The organism is Ruegeria sp. CE6, assembly GCF_056537485.1.
This window is the reverse complement of record NZ_JBQFRR010000002.1, coordinates 440,336-462,582: the sequence shown is the minus strand read 5'-3', so window position 1 is coordinate 462,582 and position 22,247 is coordinate 440,336. Positions and strand designations below refer to the sequence as shown.

Genomic DNA, 22,247 nt, shown 5'->3' with positions numbered 1-22,247 from the left:
CACTTATCCCATCAGCGCATCACTGAAATCCGAGCGCAACGTGCGCTTCAGGACCTTTCCGGTCGCGTTAAGGGGCAAGGCGTCGACGAACACGACCTTGTCGGGCACCTGCCATTTGGCGATTTTGCCGTCGAAGAATGCCAACAAATCCTGCTCGGTCGGTTCTTCGCCCTCGGCCTTCACTGCTACTAAGAGCGGGCGTTCGTCCCATTTCGGATGCGGCACGCCCACAACGGCAGCCGTCGCTAGCTGAGGGTGTGCGACCGCGATATTCTCCAACTCGACAGAGCTGATCCATTCACCCCCCGATTTGATGATGTCCTTCGACCGGTCGCGGATGGTCATGAACCCATCTGGGTCCAGTGTTGCAACGTCGCCAGTCGCGAACCAGCCTTCTTGCAATAAGTCCTCGTCCTGCATGTGGAAATAACTGTCCAGAACCCAATGGCCGCGCACCATCAGATCGCCCTGCGTTTCGCCGTCATGAGGAAGATCGTTGCCATCATCATCAACAATTTTCAGTTCAACCCCAAAGGGCGGGCGGCCCTGGCTTTCGCGCAGCTTGTGTTGCGCTTCGATGGGCATGTCCAGATGTTTGGCCATCGGATAATTCGTCGTGCCCAGCGGGCTCATTTCGCTCATGCCCCAGGCGTGGACGGTATCGACGCCATAGGTTTCGCGGAACGTTTCAATCATTGAGGGCGGGCATGCCGCACCACCGATTACAGTACGATTGAGGCTTTTCAACTTGGTCCCGCATGTCGCGGCATGGGCCAGCAGACCTTGCCAAATGGTCGGTACGCCCATCGCCAGCGTGACGCCATATGTGTCGATCAGATTGACCAATGCCTCGCCATGCAATCCCGGCCCCGGCATCACCATTCGCGAACCAGACATAGCGCTGGCATAGGGCGAGCCCCAAGCGTTGACGTGGAACATTGGCACCACCGGCATCACCACATCCATGGCGGAATAGCCGATTACGTCGCGCGTGTTCGACGCGAAGCTATGCAGAACTGTAGAGCGGTGGGAATAGAGAACGCCTTTGGGGTTCCCAGTGGTACCCGAAGTATAACAGAGGCTGGAGGCAGTGTTTTCATCAAAGCTGGGCCACGCGTAGTCTGTATCACCGGTTTCAATCATCTCGTCATAAAAAACCAACCCCGGCACCTGAGACAGCGCAGCCTCGTCCCGCGCACCCATCAGCACATAGTACTGCACCTCAGTCAGATGCTCTTGCAGCGCGGCGACCAAAGGCAGGAAGGTCGCATCGAAAAACAGGACCCGGTCCTGCGCGTGGTTGATGATATAGGTTAGTTGTTCGGGAAACAGACGCGGGTTGATCGTGTGGCAGACAAAGCCCGCGCCGGACACCGCATAGTAGATCTCAAGGTGGCGGCGGTTATTCCAGGCCAGCGTGCCCACGCGATCCTGCGGTTGCAGCCCCAGCTTTTCCAACGCCGAAGCCATCCGTCGGGCGTTCTGCGCGATCCCGGACCAATTGGTCTCGGTCACGGTTCCGTCGGTTTCGACCGAGATGATCTCGGTCTGCCCGTGATAACGTTCAGCATGTTCAATCAGCGACGAAATCAGCAAAGGCTGCGTCATCATCTGTCCCAGCATGGACATTCCTCCCATCGTCAGCGCTTGGCCGCGCCGTTATGTCTTGGCAACAACCCTGCCAAGAATTCAATTGTCTGACAATAAGAGAGTGCGGCAGGGTGCCGCGTCAACCGCGATGTCGCAATGCGTATCCAACCAGCGCCGAGGTCGAGCCATCTTTGCCATCGGCGCTGACCTCACCGTCCACGATCGGTCCCAGAGACGTTGCCAGTTCCTTGCCCAGCTCAACACCCCACTGATCGAACGAGTTGATTCCAAGCAGCACGCCTTCGACAAACACACGGTGTTCATAAAGCGCAATGATTTGACCCAGCACAAACGGAGTAAGCTGCGGATAGATCAGCGTGGTTGACGGGCGGTCGCCCGAAAACACACGATGGCGTGCCTGACGCTCCAACTCGTCGCCTGTAAGGCCCTTTTCGGCCATGCGTGCGCGTGCAACATCCAGCGACCGACCCCGCATTAGCGCTTCGGACTGGGCCAAGCAATTGGCCAATAGAAGGCGATGATGATGGGCCAGTTCCGGCTCATGCCCGTTTGCCGCCACCATGAATTCGCAGGGGATCACATCGGTGCCCTGATGGATCAACTGATAAAATGCATGCTGCCCATTTGTGCCGGGTTCGCCCCAGACAACCGGACCTGAAGGCATGGTCAGCGCGCTGCCATCCATCGCGACAGATTTACCGTTCGATTCCATCTCAAGCTGTTGGAAATAGGCAGGCAGGCGCAGCAGACGCTGATCATATGGCAGAACTGCGCGGCTGGCATGCCCAAGCACCTGACGATGCCAGACCCCCACAAGCGCCAGCATAACTGGCAGATTTTCCGCCCATTCGGCGGATTGAAAGTGCAGATCCATCGCCTGACCACCCCGTAGAAACGCGTCAAACGCGTTCGAGCCAACGGCGATCATTACCGGCAGTCCGACCGGCCCCCAGACCGAGTACCGCCCGCCGACCCAATCCGCGAAGCCAAACACCCGCGACTCGGGAATCCCGAAGGCCTGAGTCTTGTCAACAGCGCTGGAGACCGCTGCGAATTGCCGCGCCGGATCACCACCACCATCGACCATCCAAGCCCGCGCCGTGCGTGCATTGGTCATCGTCTCGATGGTCGTAAAGGTCTTCGAAGCGACAATCACCAGAGTCCGTGTCGGATCAAGCGGGCGCAGCGTATCCGCAATATGCGCACCATCCACGTTTGAGACATAATGCAGCTTTGGCCCGTCGTGATAAGGTGCCAAGGCATGCGTCGCCATCACTGGCCCAAGGTCCGAGCCGCCGATGCCAATATTGACCACATCCGTAAAGCCGCCCCCTGCCCCTTTGATCGCCCCGCCACGCACTTCTTCTGCAAAGACGCGCATTCGCTGCAAAGTGCCCAGTACGTCCGGCATTACATCCTGACCATCGACCTCGACCGGGCCTCCGTCGAGATTGCGTAGCGCGGTATGCAATACAGCCCGGCCTTCGGTTTCGTTGATCTTTTCACCGGAGAACATCGCGGCCCGACGCTCTGCCAATTCGACTTGATCGCAAAGCTGGATCAGTGCCGCGCGGATATCTTCGTCGATTTGTGTCTTCGAATAGTCAAACAGCAGATCTCCGGTCGAAGCAGAGAAACCCTGCGCCCGGTTTGGATCGGCGTCAAACAGATCGAGTATCCGACGGCCCGTCTGTGTGGCTGCGAGTGAGTTCAATTGATCCAGCTGCATCGTGATTACTCCGCCCAATGTATGGTCATGCCGCTGAGCACGGCCGCGATCGGAGCTTCCTCGGGTGGTAGTGACATGGCACGATCCAGGGCATTCCGTTTAGTTTCTCCGAATATGACGAGATGCTTGGACAAAGCGCCGTCCAGAACCGGACCCGTCAGCGTGATACGCGCTTCGGGCTGCACGTCGGTCCGCGCTACCGCCAGTGTCGGGGCGTTGTTGTTCAGAGCAGCAGACAAGCCCTGCATCCCCGGAAAGAGCGAGGCGGTATGCATGTCCTCACCCATACCCAGCACCAGAACCGATAGCGGCAGATGCGGGTTAATCAGGCTTTCGATCTCGGGCAAAACCGCCTCAGGCTCATGTTCCGCAACATAGAGCGGCATGTATTGTGCAATGGATGCGCGACTGGTCAGCAACCGTTCCCGGATCAACCTCTCGTTCGAACGCTCGTGATCACCCGGCACGCATCTTTCATCGGTCGGCAGTATGTGCACACGATCCCATTCCAGATCAGCAGCGCACAATCCATCAAAGATCGGCCCCGGTGTGGTTCCGCCCGGAACAGCCAACGAGACAGTATCATGATGTAGCAATGCGGCCTCAAGATCTCCAGCCAATGCATTCGCGACATCAATCGCCAGCATGTCGCGATCGGCGTATTCTTTGATATTCATGGATTTATTCCTTGCCAGCGGCGGTGGTCTCGTTTCATCAGCAGCTCGGCGTCGCCCGGGCCGGTGCTGCCGTTTTCATAGGGTTTGGGAACATCACCGCGCGCCTCCCAGCCCGCGATAATCGGATCGGTCCAGGCCCATGCGGCTTCTACCTCATCACCGCGCATGAACAGCGTTTGGTTGCCGCGAATGACATCCATCACCAGCCGCTCATAAGCGTCGGGTGGGTCCTGGTTTTCAGGCCCAAGCGCTTCGGCAAAGCTCATGTCCAGCGGAACGTCAACCAGACGCATGCCTCCCTGCCCCGGCTCTTTGATTGTCACTTTCAAAGTGATGCCTTCATTGGGCTGCAACCGGATCGACAGGGCATTCGCATGACGCCCGGCCTCTTCGCCAAAAATCGAATGCGGAGCATCCTTGAACATCACATTGATGACCGAGGACCGCGCCACCAGCTCTTTGCCCGTGCGCAGATAGAACGGTGTGCCCGCCCAACGCCAATTGCTGATATGTGCGCGCAATGCGATGTAGCTTTCCGTCGTCGTCCTTTGATTGCCGACAACTTCACGATACCCCCGGCCATCGGCACCGCCTGCAAACTGACCGCGGACAATGTGGTGCGGCTCAACCGAATCCAACGCGCGTATGACCTTGAGTTTCTCATCGCGCACCGCGTCCGGATCAAATTTTGCGGGTGGTTCCATCGCGATCAGACACAAAAGCTGCATCAGATGGTTCTGCATCATGTCGCGCATGGCGCCGGCGCGCTCGTAATATTCTTCACGACCGTCAATGCCGACGGTCTCGGCCACAGTGATCTGAATGTGATCAACATACTGGCTGTTCCAAAGCGGTTCGAACAGCATGTTGCCGAACCGAACGGCCATCAGATTCTGAACGGTTTCCTTACCCAGATAATGATCGATCCGATAGATTTGCCCTTCGTCAAAATGCGCCGCCAGTGTCGCATTCAACGCGCGTGCACTTTCCAGATCGTGCCCAAAAGGCTTTTCGACGACGATACGGGTTTGCGGGGTGGCCAGATTGTGCGCCCTGATCTGTTCGGCCAGCGGGCCAAACAAACGGGGGCCTACCGAGAAATAGAAGGCCCTGATACGATCCGCATTCAGCATTTCAGCCAACTGGGCCCAACCATCTTCGGACAATGCGTCAAGCGGAACATACTCCACGCGCTGCAGAAAACCGTTCACAGCCTCCTGATCTTTTGCCCGTTTCGGTGCGTGCTGGCGCAACGATTCGGCCACCATTTCGCGAAAGCCATCAACGGTCAGAGCGCCCCGCGCTGCGCCGATGATCCGGGTGGCCTCGGGCCACTGCCCGGCGCAGTAACGCCGAAACAGGGCCGGAACGATCTTGCGCTGTGCCAGATCGCCGGTTCCGCCGAATATGACCAGATCAAATGGGTCAACAGGTATGACACGAGAAACCATGGCTTTTCCTTACCTTGCCGCTTGGGGCATGTCCAATGTTAGCGCAACCAGTCAGCAACTTTCTTCCCACATCAAAACTCTGTCAGCGAGGGGTAGATACTCTTAACTAAACCGGCACAAACGGTTAAGTCGGTTTGGCACAAGCACAGAACCGGATGCCGGAATGAAAGACAACGCCCTACAAGCTGCGAATATCGGGAAGTTTCAGAACAGTTTAGTGACAGCAGACGGGCAAACGCGCGCGTCCGTCGCGCTGACTCATCCCGAAACCCTTTGGTTCAACACCGGAACGCTGTGCAACATCGAGTGCGTAAACTGTTATATCGCCAGCAGCCCAACCAACGATGCTCTGGTTTACATCACCGCCGACGAAGTCCGCGACTATCTGGATCAGATCGAACAGCGCCAATGGCCGATCCGCGAGATAGGCTTTACAGGTGGTGAGCCCTTCATGAACCCCGAGATGATCGAGATGACGCGCGTTGCGCTAGAGCGCGGGTACGAAGTTTTGATCCTGACCAATGCAATGCGGCCGATGATGCGCCGCAAAATGCGCGAGGGTTTGCTGGAATTACAGCGCGACTACGCAGAAAAACTGACGCTGCGTGTCTCCGTCGACCACTACCGCCCCGATCTGCATGACGAAGAACGCGGCAAAGGCAGTTTTGCCAAAACTCTGACGGGGATGGAGTGGTTGCGGGACAACGGCTTTAGGATGGCAATTGCCGGGCGCTCAGTCTGGGGGGATAGCGACGCTGAAAGCCGCGCGGGGTATGCAGCATTCTTTGCCAAGCACGGCTTTGACATCGATGCGCAAAATCCGGGCCAAACAGTTTTGTTTCCCGAGATGGACGAAACAGTTGAAGTTCCTGAAATCACAACCGCTTGCTGGGGCATCCTGGACAAAGCCCCTGATGCGGTGATGTGCGCCAGCTCGCGTATGGTCGTCAAACGCAAAGGCGCCGAGCGTCCGGTGGTGCTGGCCTGTACGCTGCTGCCTTATTCGCCGGAGTTTGAATTGGGCGAAACCCTTAAAGAGGCCGAGGCCGACGTGCATCTGAACCACCCGCATTGCGCCAAATTCTGTGTATTGGGCGGCGCGAGCTGTTCGGCCTGAGGGCTAATTTACCCGAAACTCACCCACCATGTTGCGCCATTCCCCCGGCGCGATCATTTTACGGTGCGTGAACCTGACCGAGTGCAGCGGACCTTCAATCTCTTTCTGCCAGAATTCTACGAATTCGAACAGCTTCGGATGGTCCGGAGCAAGGTCGTAATCCTGCCAAATAAACGTGTTCAGTACGTGAATATAGTCGGGCATGTGGTAGAAAAATTCCGCCGTGGTCAGCCCGTACCCCTTAAGCATGAGTTCAGTTTCACTTTGCGCCATGCAGACCTCCAAATTTGTTACAAGGTCTAGTCAGAGTAACACGGAACTGTCCTAATACTTAGATAACAATATGTTACTCAGGTGTTACCGACCTAATTTGGCCGGGGAACGGTTGCTTGCTTGCACCTTATATGCCGGGTCTGATAAAGTGTATCCACAAGATATAGATCAAGAACAAGACACGGGCAGCCTACGTGAGCGATACGCCAGAAATCCCTGAAAACATGGACGAAACCCCGCCCGAGCGCCCCGTTTATGACGGCCCGACGGTATCCATCGAATCCGAAATGCGCACGTCCTATCTGGACTATGCGATGTCGGTCATTGTCAGCCGTGCGATCCCCGATCTGCGCGATGGGCTGAAACCGGTGCATCGGCGTATTCTCTACGCGATGCATGAGACCGGGAACACTCATGACAAGTCCTATCGTAAGTCGGCCCGTCCGGTTGGCGACGTGATGGGTAAGTATCACCCGCATGGTGATAGTGCGATCTATGACGCGCTGGTGCGGATGGCGCAGGATTTCTCGATGTCGCTGCCGCTGCTTGATGGTCAGGGCAACTTTGGCTCAATGGACGGCGATAACCCGGCGGCGATGCGTTACACCGAAGTACGGATGGACAAGCCCGCCGCGTCCCTATTGGCCGATATCGAAAAAGAGACCGTCGATTTTCAGGACAACTATGACGGCAAAGACAAAGAGCCGACCGTCCTACCCGCCCGTTTCCCGAACATGCTGGTCAATGGTGCCGGTGGTATTGCCGTGGGTATGGCAACCAACATCCCACCGCATAACTTAGGCGAAGTGGTCGATGCCACGCTGGCGCTGATCGACGACCCGGATCTGACATCAGAACAACTGATCGAATATGTGCCCGGCCCCGATTTCCCGACCGGCGGTGTGATGCTGGGCCGCTCAGGTGCGCGCAAAGCGTACCTTGAAGGCCGTGGCAGCGTTATCATCCGCGCCAAGACCCGCGTAGAAGAGCTGCGCAAGGATCGTTACGCCATCGTTGTCGACGAGATCCCCTATCAGGTGAACAAAGCCTCGATGATCGAAAAGATCGCCGAAGCCGTGCGTGAAAAACGCATCGAAGGCGTCAGCCACGTACAGGACGAATCCGACCGCAATGGTGTGCGTGTCGTGGTCGAACTGAAACGCGATGCAACGCCCGAAGTGGTGCTGAACCAGCTCTACCGCTTCTCGCCGATGCAGACCTCATTTGGTTGCAACATGCTGGCGTTGAACGGTGGTCGGCCTGAACAGCTGACCCTGCGCCGCTTCCTGACCTCGTTCATCGACTTCCGCGAAGATGTTGTTGCCCGCCGCACAGCCTATGACTTGCGCAAGGCGCGTGAGCGCAGTCACATTCTGTGTGGTCTGGCCGTGGCCGTTTCGAATGTTGACGAAGTGGTTGCCACGATCCGCTCGTCGGCAGACGCTGCTGAAGCGCGCGAGAAACTGATGACCCGCCGCTGGCCTGCATCCGAGATCGAAGGCTATCTACGCCTGATCGACGATCCGCTGTCCAAGATGAATGACGACGGCACCTATAACCTGACCGAGGTACAGGCCCGCGCCATTCTCGAACTGCGGCTGCAGCGTCTGACCCAACTAGGTGTCAAGGAAGTCACGGACGAACTGGAAGAACTGGCCGACAAGATCAAGGAATACTTGGATATTCTGTCTTCGCGTGAGCGCATCATGGGCATCATCGCCGATGAGCTACGCAGCGTGCGCGAGCAGTTCGCCGTCGACCGCCGCACCGAGATCGTTGACTGGTCCGGTGATATGGAAGACGAAGACCTGATCGAACGCGAAGATATGGTCGTGACTGTCACCTCAGGCGGCTACATCAAACGCACCCCGCTGGCCGATTTCCGGGCGCAAAAGCGTGGCGGCAAAGGCCTGTCGGGTATGCAGACCAAGGAAGAGGATGTTGTCACCAATCTCTTCGTGGCGAACACGCATACGCAACTGCTGTTCTTCACCACCGAAGGCATGGTCTACAAGCTCAAGACCTGGCGTCTGCCGCAATCCAGCCGGACCGGTAAGGGTAAGGCGATCGTCAACATTCTTCCGATCCCGACCGGTGTCTCGATCGCGGCGATCATGCCCGTGGATGTGCCGGATGAAGAGTGGGAGAACCTGCAAATCGTCTTCGCCACCAGTGCAGGTGACGTCCGCCGCAATCGTCTGTCAGATTTCACGAACGTCCGCCGCAATGGCAAGATCGCGATGAAACTGCCCGAGGATGTGGAACTGGTAAACGCTCGCATCTGTTCAGAAGATGAAGACGTGATGCTGGTCACCAATTCGGGCCGTGCGATCCGATTCCGCACCACTGATGTACGTGTCTTCAACTCACGCGAATCTACCGGTGTGCGCGGCATCAGGCTGAGCAATGGCGACCGTGTCGTCTCGATGTCCGTAATTCGCCATTTCGAGGCCGACCCGGACGAGCGCGCCGCCTACCTCAAGATGCGCCGCGCAGTCGCGGGCATTGCGGATGACGGCGAAACGGACGAGGACGAAGCCGCGCCTGGCAGTGTCACGCAGGAACGCTATGCCGAGATGTCGGCAGCCGAGAACCTGATCTTGACCATCACGTCGGGCGGCGCGGGCAAGCTGAGCTCCAGTCACGACTACCCTGTCCGCGGTCGCGGTGGCATGGGCGTTGCAGCCATGGACAAAGCCATGCGCGGCGGCGAACTGGTTGCCTCCTTCCCCGTAGAAATCGACGATCAGATCATGCTGGCTACCTCGAAAGGCCAATCGATCCGGGTGCCGGTCGAGGGAATCTCGTTCCGCTCCCGCAGCGCGGGTGGTGTGCGGGTATTCAACACCGGTAAAGGCGAAGAAGTCGTTAGTGTGGCCTGGATCGCCGACCAGGGTGACGAAGAAGCCGAGGAATAACAAAGCACTACAGAAGTGTAACAAAACGCCCGTATTGCGGGCGTTTTTGTTACTCAGGATCACGTTCCTGCCAACGGCACGAGGGTGGGCTTGCCCCAGCAGACCCGGCACGCCTAGCATTTCGATATGTGGTCATTCGCCCATATCCGACCTGCCTACAGCCGTGCTGAGCGAATAAGTGACGGTGTTGTTCATGTGCTGGGTGTTTCTTCGGCGGTGATCGCAGCGCCTATGCTGATCATCATGACAGTCTTCTATCGGTCAGACCCGACGGCGGTTTTGGGCGCCTCGATCTATGGAATAACTCTGGTTTTGATGCTGACGTTCTCGGCGCTCTACAACATGATCGAGCATGATGAATGGGCAGAGTTTCTGCGCCGCCTTGATCACTCGGGTATCTACGTGAAGATCGCAGGAACTTATACGCCGTTCCTGCTGCTCTCGGCTTCGCAACCTCCGGGGCTTTTGCTGGGGCTGTGGTCTTCTGCGACGCTGGGCTCTGTTCTGAAGATGATCGACCCGAACCGCTTCCGCTGGTTCGGGCTGGCGCTGTATCTTCTGATGGGATGGGCAGCGGTTTGGGCCGGACAATCCATGTTGGCCGAACTTTCACCCCTTACCCTTACTTTAATGATCGCCGGAGGCCTCATCTATACCGCAGGCGTGGTATTTTACCTTCTGGACTGGCTGCCCTACCACAACACCATCTGGCACGTGTTTGTATTGGCAGGAAGCGGCCTTTTCTTCGCCGCTGTTGCCTTGCGTATCGAAATGGTACCGTCAGGGCCAGTGTAACGCCGGAGCGCCACGAACACGCCTCAAAGCCCGTACAACGCCCCGAACTTCTGCTCCAGATAAGCCAACAGCGGCTCCGGCCCTGGTTCCACCCCACTGGCGCGCTGAATGATTTCGCGGGGCGCGTACAGTCCTCCATGCTGCTGCACATGCTCTCGAAGCCAACCGGTCGCCCCGGAAGTATCGCCAGCTGCCAACTGCCCCTCAAGTCCGGGAATTGCCGCGCGCAGTGCTTGATACAGGCATCCGGCATATACATTGCCCAGTGAATAGGTCGGGAAATAGCCAAACAGGCCAACCGACCAGTGTACGTCCTGCAAGCATCCATTCGAGGGCTTGTCGACCGCATAACCAAAATCTGCTTTGAAGCGGTTGTTCCAGGCGGCTTCAAGGTCGCCGACCTGCAAGTCACCGGCCATCAGTGCGCGTTCCAAATCAAACCGCAGCATGATGTGCAGATTGTACTGCACCTCATCCGCCTCGGTCCGGATATAGCCGTTGTGGACGCGGTTGACGGTGGCATAGAACGCATCTGCATCGGCGATGCCAAAATCACCGAACGCCTCTTTCATCTGGTCAAACAGCCATCCGGTAAAGGCGCGCGAGCGGCCCAGCTGGTTTTCGTAAATCCGGCTTTGGCTTTCATGCACACCCATCGACACACCACGTCCCAGCGGGGTCAGCAGGTAATCGCGGTCGATGCCCTGCTCATAGGCGGCGTGGCCAACCTCGTGAATGGTCGAGTAAAAGCAGTTGAACGGATCGGTCTCGCTGGTGCGGGTGGTGATCCGAACGTCCAGCCCGCTGCCCGAGCTGAACGGATGCACCGCTTTGTCGACGCGGCCATTGTTCAGGTCATAGCCGAATGTCGTTGCCAGTTTCTGCGTCAGGCGCATCTGGGTCAGTTCGTCAAAGTTGCCGGTCAGCGCGGCAGGTTCCGGGCGATCCAGAACTGCGGCGCGAAGAGCCACCAGACGTGGGCGCATTTCGTCAAAGATCGCGGCGATCTGAGCGCCGGTTGTGTAGGGCTCGTAATCCTCAACCATCGCATCATAAACGTCGCCACCCTGTGCCAGCGCTTCACCTTCTTGCCGTTTCAGCGAGACAACTTCTTCCAGCACCGGCAGGAAGGCTGAGACATCTTCGTCCGCTCGCGCCTGGGCCCATGTGCCCTGCGCGGCGGATGTCACGCGTGCAATCGCCGTCGCCAGATCGGCGGGCACCTTCACCGCGCGGTCATAGGCGCGGCGTATCTCACGCAGTTGTGCCTTGCCGACCTCATCTTGCGGTGCGGCCTGCTCCAACCATTCGGCAACGCGAGGGTCAGAGCGGCGAGCATGCAATACAGCCTCGATCGCTGCCATTTCCTCGGCCCGTTGCGGCGCGGCACCGCGCGGCATCACCGTTTCCTGGTCCCAGCCGAGCCTACCGGCAATCTGGCCCAGGGCCGAGGTTTCGCGCTGAAAGGCCATCAAGTCGTTGTATGCTGTCATGGGGTCATGCTCCGCGCACAGATGTTGCGATAGGGTAAGCTGTCAGGAAGCGGGCGCGCAGGATCAGGGTCCAGACGACCACGGCCATGAACTGGTGGAAAATGGCGATCTGCCAAGGTGCCGCATAGACGACTGTGATGATGCCCACGACCACTTGCAGTGACAAAGCTGCGAACATGGCGTTGAAGGCAAAGCGGGTCTGTGGGTGCGCGCTGCTGCCACCGCGCCGCCAGACTATGATGGCGAAAATAAAGAGCAGATAGCCGACGCAACGGTGGATAAACTGCACCAGACCGGGACTTTCAAAGAAGTTACGCCACATCGGTTCCAGCATGGTCGCATCGGGCGGCAGCAACTGACCGCCAATCAGAGGCCAGTCAGTGTAGGACCTCCCCGCGTCGATCCCGGCCACCAGCGCACCGATGAGGATTTGCAGGAAGGTGAAGTGCAGCAGTCCGGTCGATATCGAGAAAAGCTTAGCCTCTTTCGCGCGGCGGGCCTGCATCAGGTCACGTTCGTCACGGCCAAGTTCAAAGATGTACCAGGCAAGAAAGCCGAGGATCACGAAGGCCAAGCCAAGATGCGTTGCCAGACGATAGCTGGCAACGGCGGTCATGCCTTCACCCTGTGTGACGCCCGAGGCGACCATCCACCAGCCTACAGCACCCTGAACACCGCCAAGCAGGCCGGGGATCAGCAGCTTACCAGCCCATCCTGTCGGAATCTTGCGGGTCACAAGGAAACCGATAAATCCAACGGCCCAAACCAATCCTATCACGCGGCCCAACTGGCGATGGCCCCATTCCCACCAATAGATGGTTTTGAAATCATCCAGCTCCATCCATTGGTTCTGAATGCGCCACTGGTCAATCTGCTTGTATTTGTCGAATTCGGCTTGCCAGTCGGCGGCGTTCATCGGTGGGATAGCACCCGTAATAGGTCGCCATTCAGTGATCGATAGTCCACTGTCGGTCAGCCGCGTGAGCCCGCCCACAGCAATCATGATCACGACCAGCGCGAACAGGATCATCAACCAAACCCGGATCGCGGCCCGCGCACCGCCACGCCCCCGGTCGATCATACCGGGTTGGACGGCCTGTTGTTTTTCGCTGTCCGAGACCTCTTCGAAGATGCTGCGCTTACCGCTCATGCTGTCCTCATGTCCTGATTTCGTCGCAAGCTATGGTTTGGCGGAAGATAGGTCCAGCCTCAGCTTTTGTCTTTCCAGCGGACCATCTGCCGCATGATCCCGTGAAGCATCTGTACATCGGCCCGTGTCATCCGCATCCGCGACCACAGATTGCGCAGGTTCACCTTCATTCCTTCGGCTTTTTCCGGCGGATAAAAGAACCCGGCCTGTTCCAGACGGTCCTCATAATGCTCGACCAACTTTTCAACCTCGATCCCGGTCGCCCAATCGCCCTTGCCCAGATCAGTTGCCTCATGCACGACATCCCCGGTCTGGCGCATCCATTCGTAGGCGGTCAGCAGAACGCACTGCCCGAGGTTCAACGACGCATATTCCGGATTCACTGGCACCGAGATAATCGCATTGGCCTTGGCGATATCCTCATTCTCAAGCCCTGCCCGTTCCGGGCCAAACAGAACAGCGACCTTTTCGCCCGCCGCCACTTTCTGCGATGCAAGCTGCATTGCGCGCTCCGGGCTATAGACAGGCTTGGTCAACCCACGTTGCCGCGCTGTGGTGGCGAAGACAAAGGTGGTGTCCTCCAGCGCGCCCGCCAGATCGTCAAATAACTGCGCCTCATCCAAAAGCCGCCCGGCCCCGCTGGACATCGCCACCGCCTTGGGATTGGGCCAGCCGTCGCGCGGTGCCACGATCCGCATCCGATCCAGCCCAAAGTTCCACATCGCCCGCGCGGCAGCACCGATGTTCTCACCCATCTGAGGGCGCACCAGAACAAAAGACGGCTGTGATGTATCGCTGGGCATGGCTAACTCCGAAAAACTCCGCTTGCTCTAATGGCCGCATGGGTCGAGGGCAAGTCGGCCCGGCGTCTTCTGTTCGCAAAAGGGTACGTAGCCGGCATAAAAGTTTGCTTCCCCCGCGCAATCCGCTAAACCGCGCGAAAGATGACAAACCCGAAGGACGCGCCATGGACACCCCCGAGCAGCCGCAGATTTACCTGATCACGCCTCCGACCATCGCGCTGAGTACATTCCCTGATCAATTGGGCCACGTATTGGACGGGTCTGAAATTGCATGTATCCGCCTCGCCTTGGCTGGAAGCGACGAAGATACCATCGCGCGCGCCGCCGATGCTTGCCGCGAAGTTGCGCATGCGCGCGATGTAGCCATCGTGATTTCCAACCATGTATTGCTGGCGCAGCGGTTGGGTCTGGACGGGGTGCATCTGGATGACGGCGCGCGGTCTGTCAGGGCAGCCCGCAAGGAGCTGGGCGCGGATGCGATTGTCGGCAGTTTTTGCGGGTCTTCCAGCCATGACGGGATGACTGCTGGTGAAAGTGGCGCGGATTACGTGGCCTTTGGCCCGGTTGGTTCCGCCACGCTGGGCGATGGTACTCAGGCCGAAAAGGACCTGTTCCAATGGTGGTCCGAAATGATCGAGGTTCCCGTCGTGGCCGAGGGCGGCCTGACGTCCGATCTGATCCGAGACCTCACCCCCTGCACCGATTTCTTCGGCATCGGAGAGGAAATCTGGTCGCAAGATAACCCGTTGGAGGCGCTGAACTCTCTGATTGCCGCAATGCGCTAAGGGATGCGAGCGTTAACCCTTGCACCCGCGTCGGGGCTGCGGCATGACACAAGGCATGAACAAGAACAGCAAAATTTTGTGCATCGGTTCGGTCCTTTGGGACGTGATCGGACGCTCGGCCAGCGCCATGCGACAGGGCTCGGATGTACCCGGCCGCATTACTCGCCTGCCGGGTGGCGTCGCCATGAACATCGCCATGACGCTGGTGCGGTTCGGAATGACCCCGACTTTGCTGACCGCAATTGGCCGCGACGCTGAAGGCGACGAATTGGTCCGGTCCTGCGCGCGTTTGGGGATGGTCACCGATCACATCTATCGCTCGCAAGACCTGCCAACCGACAGATATATGGCGGTTGAAGGAGCCAACGGGCTGATCGCCGCCATTGCCGATGCGCATTCGCTTGAAGCTGCCGGAGCCAAAATCCTGCGTCCCTTGATGCATGGTCCGCTGGGTTATGAAAATACACCATTCGAAGGGCCCATCGCGCTGGACGGTAACCTCACGCTGACCTTGCTTGAAGAGATCGCCCAAAGCCCCGCCTTTGCCAAAGCCGACCTGCGCGTCGCCCCGGCCTCGCCCGGCAAGGCAGAACGGCTGCTGCCCTTCCTCAAACACGCCCGTGCAACGCTCTATGTGAATCTCGAAGAGGCCGGACTGCTTTGCCAACGCGAGTTCACCGATTCCGAGAGCGCCGCCAAAGGCCTGCTGGACCGTGGCGCGTTGCGGGTTCTTGTGACCGATGGCGGCAACTCGGCCACCGTCGGGGATGCTGATGCTGTCTTGACCCAAACACCCCCGTCGGTTCTGGTCACCCGCGTGACCGGCGCGGGCGACACTTTCATGGCCGCCCATATCGCCGCCGAGGCGAATGGTGCCGACAGCGACGCGGCACTCAGCCGCGCGCTGCGCGCCGCTGCAACCTATGTTTCCGGAGAAACCCCACTGTGATCACCATTCATTATTCTGCAGAGGTCCGCGCCGCCAAGGATGCGGGCCAACCGATCGTGGCATTGGAAAGCACCATCATCACCCATGGCATGCCCTACCCCCAGAACATCGAGGTCGCGGCACAGGTTGAACAAGACATCCGCGATGCGGGCGCCGTTCCAGCAACGATTGCCGTTATTGACGGAGTTTTGCACGTCGGCCTCGAAGCCGACCAGCTGAGCGCACTGGGTCAGGCGCAAGGCGTCGCCAAACTGTCACGCGCTGACATGGCCGCCTGCCTCGCCACAGGCGGCACCGGGGCCACCACCGTCGCCGCAACAATGATCGCCGCACATTATGCAGGCATCGAGGTCTTCGCCACCGGAGGCATCGGTGGGGTGCATCAGGGGGCCGAAACCTCCTTCGACATCTCCGCTGACCTGCACGAGCTCGCGCAGACCCCGGTGACTGTGGTCGCGGCCGGGGCCAAAGCCATCCTCGACCTCGCCAAAACACTTGAAGTTCTGGAAACGCTCGGCGTCCCCGTCATCGCCCACGGACAGGACGAGTTCCCGGCCTTCTGGTCCGCAAAATCACCCTTGGCAGCCCCGCTGCGCATGGATGATGCCGCTGACATAGCAAAAGCCCACGCAGCACGGCGTGCGTTGGGGCTGCCGGGTGGTCAGTTGGTCGCTAACCCGATCCCGCAAGCCGACCAGATCCCGTCCGAGGAGCTGGCCCCGATCATCGCGTCCGCACAGGCCGATGCAGAAACTCACCGGATCACAGGTAAAGGCGTCACACCTTATCTGCTACAGCGTATCTATGAACAGACCGAAGGCCGTTCGCTTACCGCCAACATCGCTTTGGTACGCAACAACGCCCGACTGGCAGCGGTCATCGCGCGTGCGCTAACGGAATCAGCCCACTGACCCCAGCTATTGCACCAAGCGCCCGGACTGCTTACCTAATTCCGCAAACCACTCAGGACCGCAATGAACACTCCGTTTGACGAAGAACCCCACCGACGCCCCGGCCTGTTCTCCCGGCTACGCGCGTCCTTTTTGACTGGTATCGTCGTCATTGCTCCGGTGTGGCTGACCATCTGGTTGATCTGGTCTGTGGTTGGCTGGATCGACAGCGCCGTCCTGCCACTGATCCCGCAACGGTTCCAACCCTCGGAATATGTCGGCATCAACCTGCGCGGCGTTGGCGTGGTCATATTCCTGCTGTTCACGATTATCGTCGGCTGGATCGCAAAGGGCATTCTGGGCCGTTCTCTGATCCATTTCGCCGAGAGTGTCGTCGACCGCATGCCCGTGGTCCGTTCGGTTTATTCCGGGATCAAGCAAATCTCGGAAACTGTGTTCGCCCAGACCGAGCGGTCTTTCGAAAAAGCCTGCCTGATCCAGTATCCGCGCCGGGGCATCTGGGCAATCGGCTTCGTCTCGACAACAGCGCGCGGTGAAGTGAGCGATCGCGCCGAAACCGGGGGCGAGTTGCTAAGCGTGTTTGTCCCGACAACTCCAAACCCCACATCCGGGTTCCTGTTGTTTTTCCCCGCAGAGGATGTGATCCTGCTGGATATGTCGATCGAGGATGCAGCCAAGCTGGTGATCTCAGCAGGTCTGGTTTACCCGAATGACAAAGACCCAACCCAGCCGCCTGAATAATCAACCAAACATTACGGGCAAATCGACCGTGCTTCGCTGACCCAGATCGTCCTTATGCGCGCTCAGAAACTGATCCGCCGCATCGCGCCCGGACTGTTTCAGCCGGTTCAGCACAACCGGGTTTGGCACGATCTTGGTGGCCGCCGAAAGGTCGTTCATCAAGGCGTCATCAGCGATCATATGCACCAGCACCCGGCTCATCTCACCAGCCTTCAGCTTGCCTTCGGCCAGAAGCCGTTGAACGAAATTGATCGCACGCAGCTCGCGAAACAACGATGAGTTAAAGCTGATCTCATTGATCCGGTTCTGAATCTGCTGCGGCGTTTTAGGCACCTCATCGCGTTCCAGCGGGTTGATGTTCACAATCACCACATCATCTGGCAAATCCCCACCGAACAACGGATAAAGCGCCGGGTTTCCGGTATAGCCGCCATCCCAATACGCTTCGGTCCGCTCGGATTTCGGGTCATAGATTTCAACCGCCTGAAACAGGTTCGGCAAGCAGGCCGAGGCCAGAATCGCATCGGTCGAAATCTCCTCGCCTGTGAAAACGCGAATCTTGCCGCTGCGCACACAGGTGGCGCAGACAAACAGCGCGGGCCCTTCGTCTGCACAAATCTCATCAAAGTTGAACCGATCCACAACCGGGGTGAGCGGATTGCGATAAAACGGCCCATAGGCGTAAGGCGATACTAGCCGCGACCATGCTTCGGCCATCGAGAACGGAACGGAGTACTCCAACGCTTGTGCAACATGAGCAGGCTCAATGCCCCGCATCCAATGGGCAATTCGCATATCGCCGACGGCACCCATGCGTTTCCAAAGTCCATCCAGACACGCCCGCGCCCCGTCGCGCCCTGCATGCACCATCCCTGATTTGAACGCTGCCCCGTTCAGTGCGCCGGCCGAAGTCCCAGTGATCGCGGCAACCTCGATATCCTCATCATCCAGCAATCGATCCAGTACACCCCAAGTAAACGCGCCATGCGCCCCACCGCCCTGCAATGCCAGATTGATCCGTTTCATGGTTCCGCCTCTTCATCTGGCCAGAAATACCTCGGGGGTATGGGGGCAGAGCCCCCATGGTCCCTCACAATGCCGTCCATCCCCCATCCACGGATATCGTCGTTCCTGTGATCTGTGCCGCTGCATCCGAGCACAAGAAGATCGTAGTTCCGCCCAGCTGCTCGACCGTGGCAAACTCCTTCGACGGCTGCCGCTCCAGCAGGATGTTCTTCACCACATCCTCGCGGCTCATATTGTACTCTTTCATCGTGTTGGGAATTTGCGCCTCAACCAATGGAGTTAGTACGTATCCCGGACAAATAGCATTGCAGGTAATCGGCTCCTGCGCAGTCTCCAGCGCCACGGTCTTGCTCATCCCGACGACACCATGCTTTGCCGCGATGTAAGCCGCCTTGTAGGGCGAGGCCGTCAGACCGTGAGCCGAGGCAATATTCACGATCCGCCCCCAACCCGCCGCGCGCATCATCGGAAGCGCTGCCGCCATCGTATGAAAGACCGAATTCATGTTGATCGCGATGATCGCATCCCATTTGTCCGACGGAAACTGATCGATCGGGGCCACATGCTGAATGCCGGCGTTGTTCACCAGAATGTCACAAGCACCTGCCTGTTCGATCAGTGCACGGCATTCATCGCCCTTGGACATATCTGCCTTGATGTAGCGCGCGTTGGTTCCCGTCTCTTTGCCAATCTCGGTGGCCAGCGCATGATCTTCATCACGGTCGGTGAACGAATTCAGCACCACATCCGCCCCGGCCTTCGCCAGCTCACGCGCGATGCCCAGCCCAATCCCCGAATTCGACCCCGTGACGACGGCTGTTTTGCCCGACAGACTCATGGCACTCTCCTTATGAGTTTTTGTTTCTCAAACACAGTGCCATGCTGCACCTGCAAAGAAAACGGGGAATGATCTGATCCGCGCGCCCGCACGAGTTTTGCCAAAAAAAACGCCCGCACGAAGCGGGCGTTAAGTTATTGAGGCAGGTTTCATACAGGCAAGAAACCTATCGAGCAGTAGAGCCTTTATAAGCAATTCCACGCCCTCGTCCAAGCTAAAAGTTTGATAATAAGAAAAATCATGGCTACGGTGAATCCCAAACAAAATAAGGCCAGAGCAGGATTGTTTCCAAAATGAGCCCCGATTATCTCCGCCCCCTTCGTCCCGCGATTGTGGGAATCACCTGTATTTTCGCCGCCTCAATGGCGTCAGCAGAATCGGCCCATGGCATAGCTATGTATGGTGACCCGGCCCTACCACCGGATTTTGTGTCGCTACCCTACGCAAATCCTGACGCGCCCAAGGGCGGCAAGGTCGTATTTGGCAATACCGGCGGCTATAACAGTCTGAACCCGTTTGTGCAAAAAGGCACCGCGCCGTGGCAGTTGCGATTTTGGACGCATGAAAGCCTGATGGGCCGCTCCTGGGACGAACCTTTCACTCTTTACGGGTTGTTAGCCGAATCAGTTGAGACGGATTCGGACCGAACCTGGGTCGAATTCACGCTGCGCGAAAATGCTGAATTCTCGGATGGATCGCCGGTCACTGTCGATGACGTGATCTGGTCGTATGAGACACTGGGCACCGAAGGCCACCTGCGATATCGCGGGCTGTGGGGCAAGATTGATAGCATTGAACAGACTGGACCGCGCAGCGTTCGGATCACCTTTAACGAACCGGATCGCGAACTGGCCCTGATCGCCGGAATGCGCCCGATCCTGCAAAAAGCGCAGTGGGAGGGAAAGTCGTTCGCTGACGCTCAACTACACGATATACCCATCGGTTCCGGACCATACGTAATCGATGACTATGAGGCTGGCCGCTATGTGAACCTGCGTCGCAATCCTGACTATTGGGGTGCCGATATCCCCTACCGCAAGGGCACGATGAATCTGGATGACATACGGGTTGAGTTCTACGGAGACGGCACAGTCGCGTTTGAAGCGTTCAAAGCTGGCGAGCTTTCGGCCGTTCGTGAATTCAACGCGGATAAATGGAACACGCAGTACAACTTCCCAGCGGTTCAGCGCGGTGATGTTGTGAAGACGGAAATTCCCCATCAAAAACCATCAGGCATGACCGGCTTTGTCATGAACACACGCAAGGCCCCATTCGATGACTGGCGCGTACGCGAGGCACTAACGCTGGCCTTCAACTTCGAGTTCATCAACGACACCATTACAGGCGGGGCGCAGCCCAGGATCATCTCATATTTCTCGGGTTCGGAATTGGGGATGCAACCCGGACCGGCCACTGGTCGTGTCGAGGAATTGCTTCAACCTTATGCCGCCGAGTTGGCACCGGGCACGCTGGATGGTTATGAATTGCCTCAAAGCGATGGAACCGAACGCAACCGCCGAAATATCCGCAAAGCGCTTAAACTGCTGGAAGAGGCCGGATGGATCATTCAGGACGGCCAGCTTCGCAACGCCAGCGGTGAGCCGTTTGTGATTGATCTGGTCATCAGCCAGGGCAGCCTGAACGTGGTCCAGGATGTCGGCGTGATCGCGGAAATCTACGCCCGCGCCCTCGAACGCCTGGGTATCCAGTTGACAGTCGAGAAAGTAGATGACGCGCAATATACTTCACGCATCGATGCGCAAGATTTTGACATGACCCCGTTCCGTCGTGCGCTGTCGCTCTCGCCAGGCAACGAACAACGCCTGTATTGGGGCAGCGAAAACGCCAACGCTCCCGGGACGCGGAATGTCATGGGTCTGACCTCGCCCGCCGTGGACGGGCTGATCGACGCGATGCTGGCCTCGGAAAGCCACGAGGATTTTGTTGCGGCAACGCGCGCGCTGGATCGTGTTCTGACAGCGGGTCGCTATGTTATTCCTATCTGGAGCTTTGATGTCGGCCGTATCGCCCATGTCAAAGAGCTGAAACAACCCGACACTCTGCCAATTTATGGCGATGGGCCAGAATATATGCCACAGGTCTGGTGGTTTCAGGATTGACGAGTCCTTTCTATTTCCATATTTCATGAATTATGGAAATAGAGATTCATGACAGGCTGAACGCACTCGCACATCCCAAGCGGCTGGATCTGTTCCGGCTGTTGATGCGTCGCTATCCAGATTCCGTTGCTGCGGGTCAGATTGCCGAGGCTTTAGCGCTGAAACCCAATACTGCGTCAACCTACCTGAATGCATTGAAATCCGCCGGGCTGATCCAGCAGTCGCGCAGCGGGACATCATTGCAATATGCCGCCAACTTACCAGCGGTGCGCGGGCTGTTTGATGAGTTGCTGGGCGGTTGCTGTCAAAATCGTCCTGATTTGTGCATGCAACCCTCGGATGACCCCGTTATGGCGTCCCCTGACCGCGTAATGAATGCGCTTTTCCTCTGCACCGGAAATTCGGCCCGTTCGATCATGGCGGAAGCCATCCTGAACAATGAAGGTAACGGCTTGTTTCGCGCTTATTCGGCAGGAACGGCACCATCGGACGGACCAAATTCAATCGTTTTGGAACTCTTGAAGCAAAAAGACTACGACACGACCTCGCTCCGCTCAAAATCACTGGAAGAATTTGCCGCTGCTGATGCCCCAAAGATGGATTTTGTCTTTACCGTCTGCGACCACGCAGCGAACGAGGCCTGCCCCGCTTGGCCAGGACAACCGATAAGCGCGCATTGGGGTCTGCCCGATCCGGTCAAAGTTGAAGGAACCGACGCGCAAAAGCAGCTGGCATTCCAGCAGTCCTACGGATTGCTGCGCAACCGTATCACCACCTTTGCCAGCCTCCCGTTCGAAACGCTCGACCGCATCTCACTACAGCACAAGGTGGATGATATCGGCCGAATGGCCGAGTAGTCC

Annotated in this window: 19 protein-coding genes; 9 read left to right on the top strand and 10 right to left on the bottom strand. The window is 58.0% G+C overall.

Annotated elements, in window-relative coordinates:
* Nucleotides 1-3 precede the first annotated feature (3 nt).
* The 4 genes from ACR0DK_RS10735 to zwf all read right to left on the bottom strand — a co-directional run bounded on the left by ACR0DK_RS10735 (nt 4) and on the right by zwf (nt 5,468).
* Entirely contained in the window at nt 4-1,623 is a 1,620-nt protein-coding gene (locus ACR0DK_RS10735; protein ID WP_170396987.1) for a long-chain-fatty-acid--CoA ligase, read from the bottom strand.
* Nucleotides 1,624-1,729: 106 nt separating this feature from the next.
* Complete coding sequence (gene pgi / locus ACR0DK_RS10730; protein ID WP_480736094.1) at nt 1,730-3,340, bottom strand: glucose-6-phosphate isomerase; 1,611 nt, start codon at nt 3,338-3,340, stop codon at nt 1,730-1,732.
* A 5-nt stretch (nt 3,341-3,345) separates the two neighbouring features.
* The gene (pgl, locus tag ACR0DK_RS10725; RefSeq protein WP_480736092.1) at nt 3,346-4,017 is read right to left on the bottom strand and encodes a 6-phosphogluconolactonase; all 672 of its coding nucleotides are present in this window, start codon (nt 4,015-4,017) and stop codon (nt 3,346-3,348) included.
* Nucleotides 4,014-5,468, bottom strand: coding sequence for a glucose-6-phosphate dehydrogenase (gene zwf, locus ACR0DK_RS10720; RefSeq protein WP_170396935.1), 1,455 nt, complete (start codon nt 5,466-5,468; stop codon nt 4,014-4,016). The genes pgl and zwf overlap by 4 nt, the downstream gene beginning before the upstream one ends.
* A gap of 163 nt (nt 5,469-5,631) precedes the next feature.
* Here zwf and ACR0DK_RS10715 point away from each other — a divergent pair, with 163 nt between their 5' ends.
* Complete coding sequence (locus ACR0DK_RS10715; RefSeq protein WP_480736090.1) at nt 5,632-6,585, top strand: radical SAM protein; 954 nt, start codon at nt 5,632-5,634, stop codon at nt 6,583-6,585.
* Between the two features lie 3 nt (nt 6,586-6,588).
* Here ACR0DK_RS10715 and ACR0DK_RS10710 read toward each other — a convergent pair whose 3' ends face one another.
* Nucleotides 6,589-6,858: an usg protein gene (locus tag ACR0DK_RS10710; protein ID WP_039535770.1), complete on the bottom strand. Its 270-nt coding sequence runs from the start codon at nt 6,856-6,858 to the stop codon at nt 6,589-6,591.
* A 194-nt stretch (nt 6,859-7,052) separates the two neighbouring features.
* On the opposite strand from ACR0DK_RS10710, the gene gyrA reads away from it, so the two are divergent.
* Both gyrA and trhA read left to right on the top strand, forming a co-directional pair.
* Nucleotides 7,053-9,776, top strand: coding sequence for a DNA gyrase subunit A (gyrA, locus tag ACR0DK_RS10705; RefSeq protein ID WP_480736087.1), 2,724 nt, complete (start codon nt 7,053-7,055; stop codon nt 9,774-9,776).
* Nucleotides 9,777-9,902: 126 nt separating this feature from the next.
* Nucleotides 9,903-10,571 carry a PAQR family membrane homeostasis protein TrhA gene (gene trhA / locus ACR0DK_RS10700; protein WP_170595483.1) on the top strand — a complete coding sequence of 223 codons (669 nt, stop codon included), beginning with the start codon at nt 9,903-9,905 and terminating at the stop codon, nt 10,569-10,571.
* A 23-nt stretch (nt 10,572-10,594) separates the two neighbouring features.
* On the opposite strand, the gene ACR0DK_RS10695 is transcribed toward trhA, so the two are convergent.
* Genes ACR0DK_RS10695 through ACR0DK_RS10685 form a run of 3 tightly spaced genes read right to left on the bottom strand, consistent with a single transcriptional unit; the run spans nt 10,595 to nt 14,017 of the window.
* Nucleotides 10,595-12,064: a carboxypeptidase M32 gene (locus tag ACR0DK_RS10695; protein ID WP_170567164.1), complete on the bottom strand. Its 1,470-nt coding sequence runs from the start codon at nt 12,062-12,064 to the stop codon at nt 10,595-10,597.
* Between the two features lie 4 nt (nt 12,065-12,068).
* A complete protein-coding gene (ctaA, locus tag ACR0DK_RS10690) occupies nt 12,069-13,214 on the bottom strand; it encodes a heme A synthase (protein WP_480736085.1) in 1,146 nt (381 codons plus the stop codon).
* A 59-nt stretch (nt 13,215-13,273) separates the two neighbouring features.
* Nucleotides 13,274-14,017, bottom strand: coding sequence for an RNA methyltransferase (locus ACR0DK_RS10685; protein WP_170396917.1), 744 nt, complete (start codon nt 14,015-14,017; stop codon nt 13,274-13,276).
* 164 nt (nt 14,018-14,181) lie between these two features.
* Between ACR0DK_RS10685 and ACR0DK_RS10680 the strand changes: the two genes are divergently transcribed.
* From ACR0DK_RS10680 to ACR0DK_RS10665, 4 genes are all read left to right on the top strand, one after another.
* Entirely contained in the window at nt 14,182-14,802 is a 621-nt protein-coding gene (locus ACR0DK_RS10680; RefSeq protein WP_170626905.1) for a thiamine phosphate synthase, read from the top strand.
* 55 nt (nt 14,803-14,857) lie between these two features.
* A complete protein-coding gene (locus tag ACR0DK_RS10675) occupies nt 14,858-15,751 on the top strand; it encodes a PfkB family carbohydrate kinase (RefSeq protein WP_170636170.1) in 894 nt (297 codons plus the stop codon).
* Nucleotides 15,748-16,662, top strand: a complete 915-nt coding sequence (locus tag ACR0DK_RS10670; protein WP_170406047.1) for a pseudouridine-5'-phosphate glycosidase — start codon at nt 15,748-15,750, stop codon at nt 16,660-16,662. Before ACR0DK_RS10675 ends, ACR0DK_RS10670 begins: the two co-directional genes overlap by 4 nt.
* A gap of 63 nt (nt 16,663-16,725) precedes the next feature.
* A complete protein-coding gene (locus tag ACR0DK_RS10665) occupies nt 16,726-17,403 on the top strand; it encodes a DUF502 domain-containing protein (RefSeq protein WP_170396909.1) in 678 nt (225 codons plus the stop codon).
* On the opposite strand, the gene ACR0DK_RS10660 is transcribed toward ACR0DK_RS10665, so the two are convergent.
* Together ACR0DK_RS10660 and ACR0DK_RS10655 are read right to left on the bottom strand one after the other, a co-directional pair.
* On the bottom strand, nt 17,404-18,429 hold the full coding sequence (locus ACR0DK_RS10660) for a patatin-like phospholipase family protein (RefSeq protein WP_223117984.1): 1,026 nt from the start codon (nt 18,427-18,429) through the stop codon (nt 17,404-17,406).
* A gap of 64 nt (nt 18,430-18,493) precedes the next feature.
* Nucleotides 18,494-19,267, bottom strand: a complete 774-nt coding sequence (locus ACR0DK_RS10655; protein ID WP_170421879.1) for a 3-hydroxybutyrate dehydrogenase — start codon at nt 19,265-19,267, stop codon at nt 18,494-18,496.
* A 293-nt stretch (nt 19,268-19,560) separates the two neighbouring features.
* On the opposite strand from ACR0DK_RS10655, the gene ACR0DK_RS10650 reads away from it, so the two are divergent.
* A complete protein-coding gene (locus ACR0DK_RS10650) occupies nt 19,561-21,387 on the top strand; it encodes an extracellular solute-binding protein (protein WP_480736082.1) in 1,827 nt (608 codons plus the stop codon).
* A 32-nt stretch (nt 21,388-21,419) separates the two neighbouring features.
* The gene (locus ACR0DK_RS10645) at nt 21,420-22,244 is read left to right on the top strand and encodes an arsenate reductase/protein-tyrosine-phosphatase family protein (RefSeq protein ID WP_170406059.1); all 825 of its coding nucleotides are present in this window, start codon (nt 21,420-21,422) and stop codon (nt 22,242-22,244) included.
* Nucleotides 22,245-22,247 lie beyond the last annotated feature (3 nt).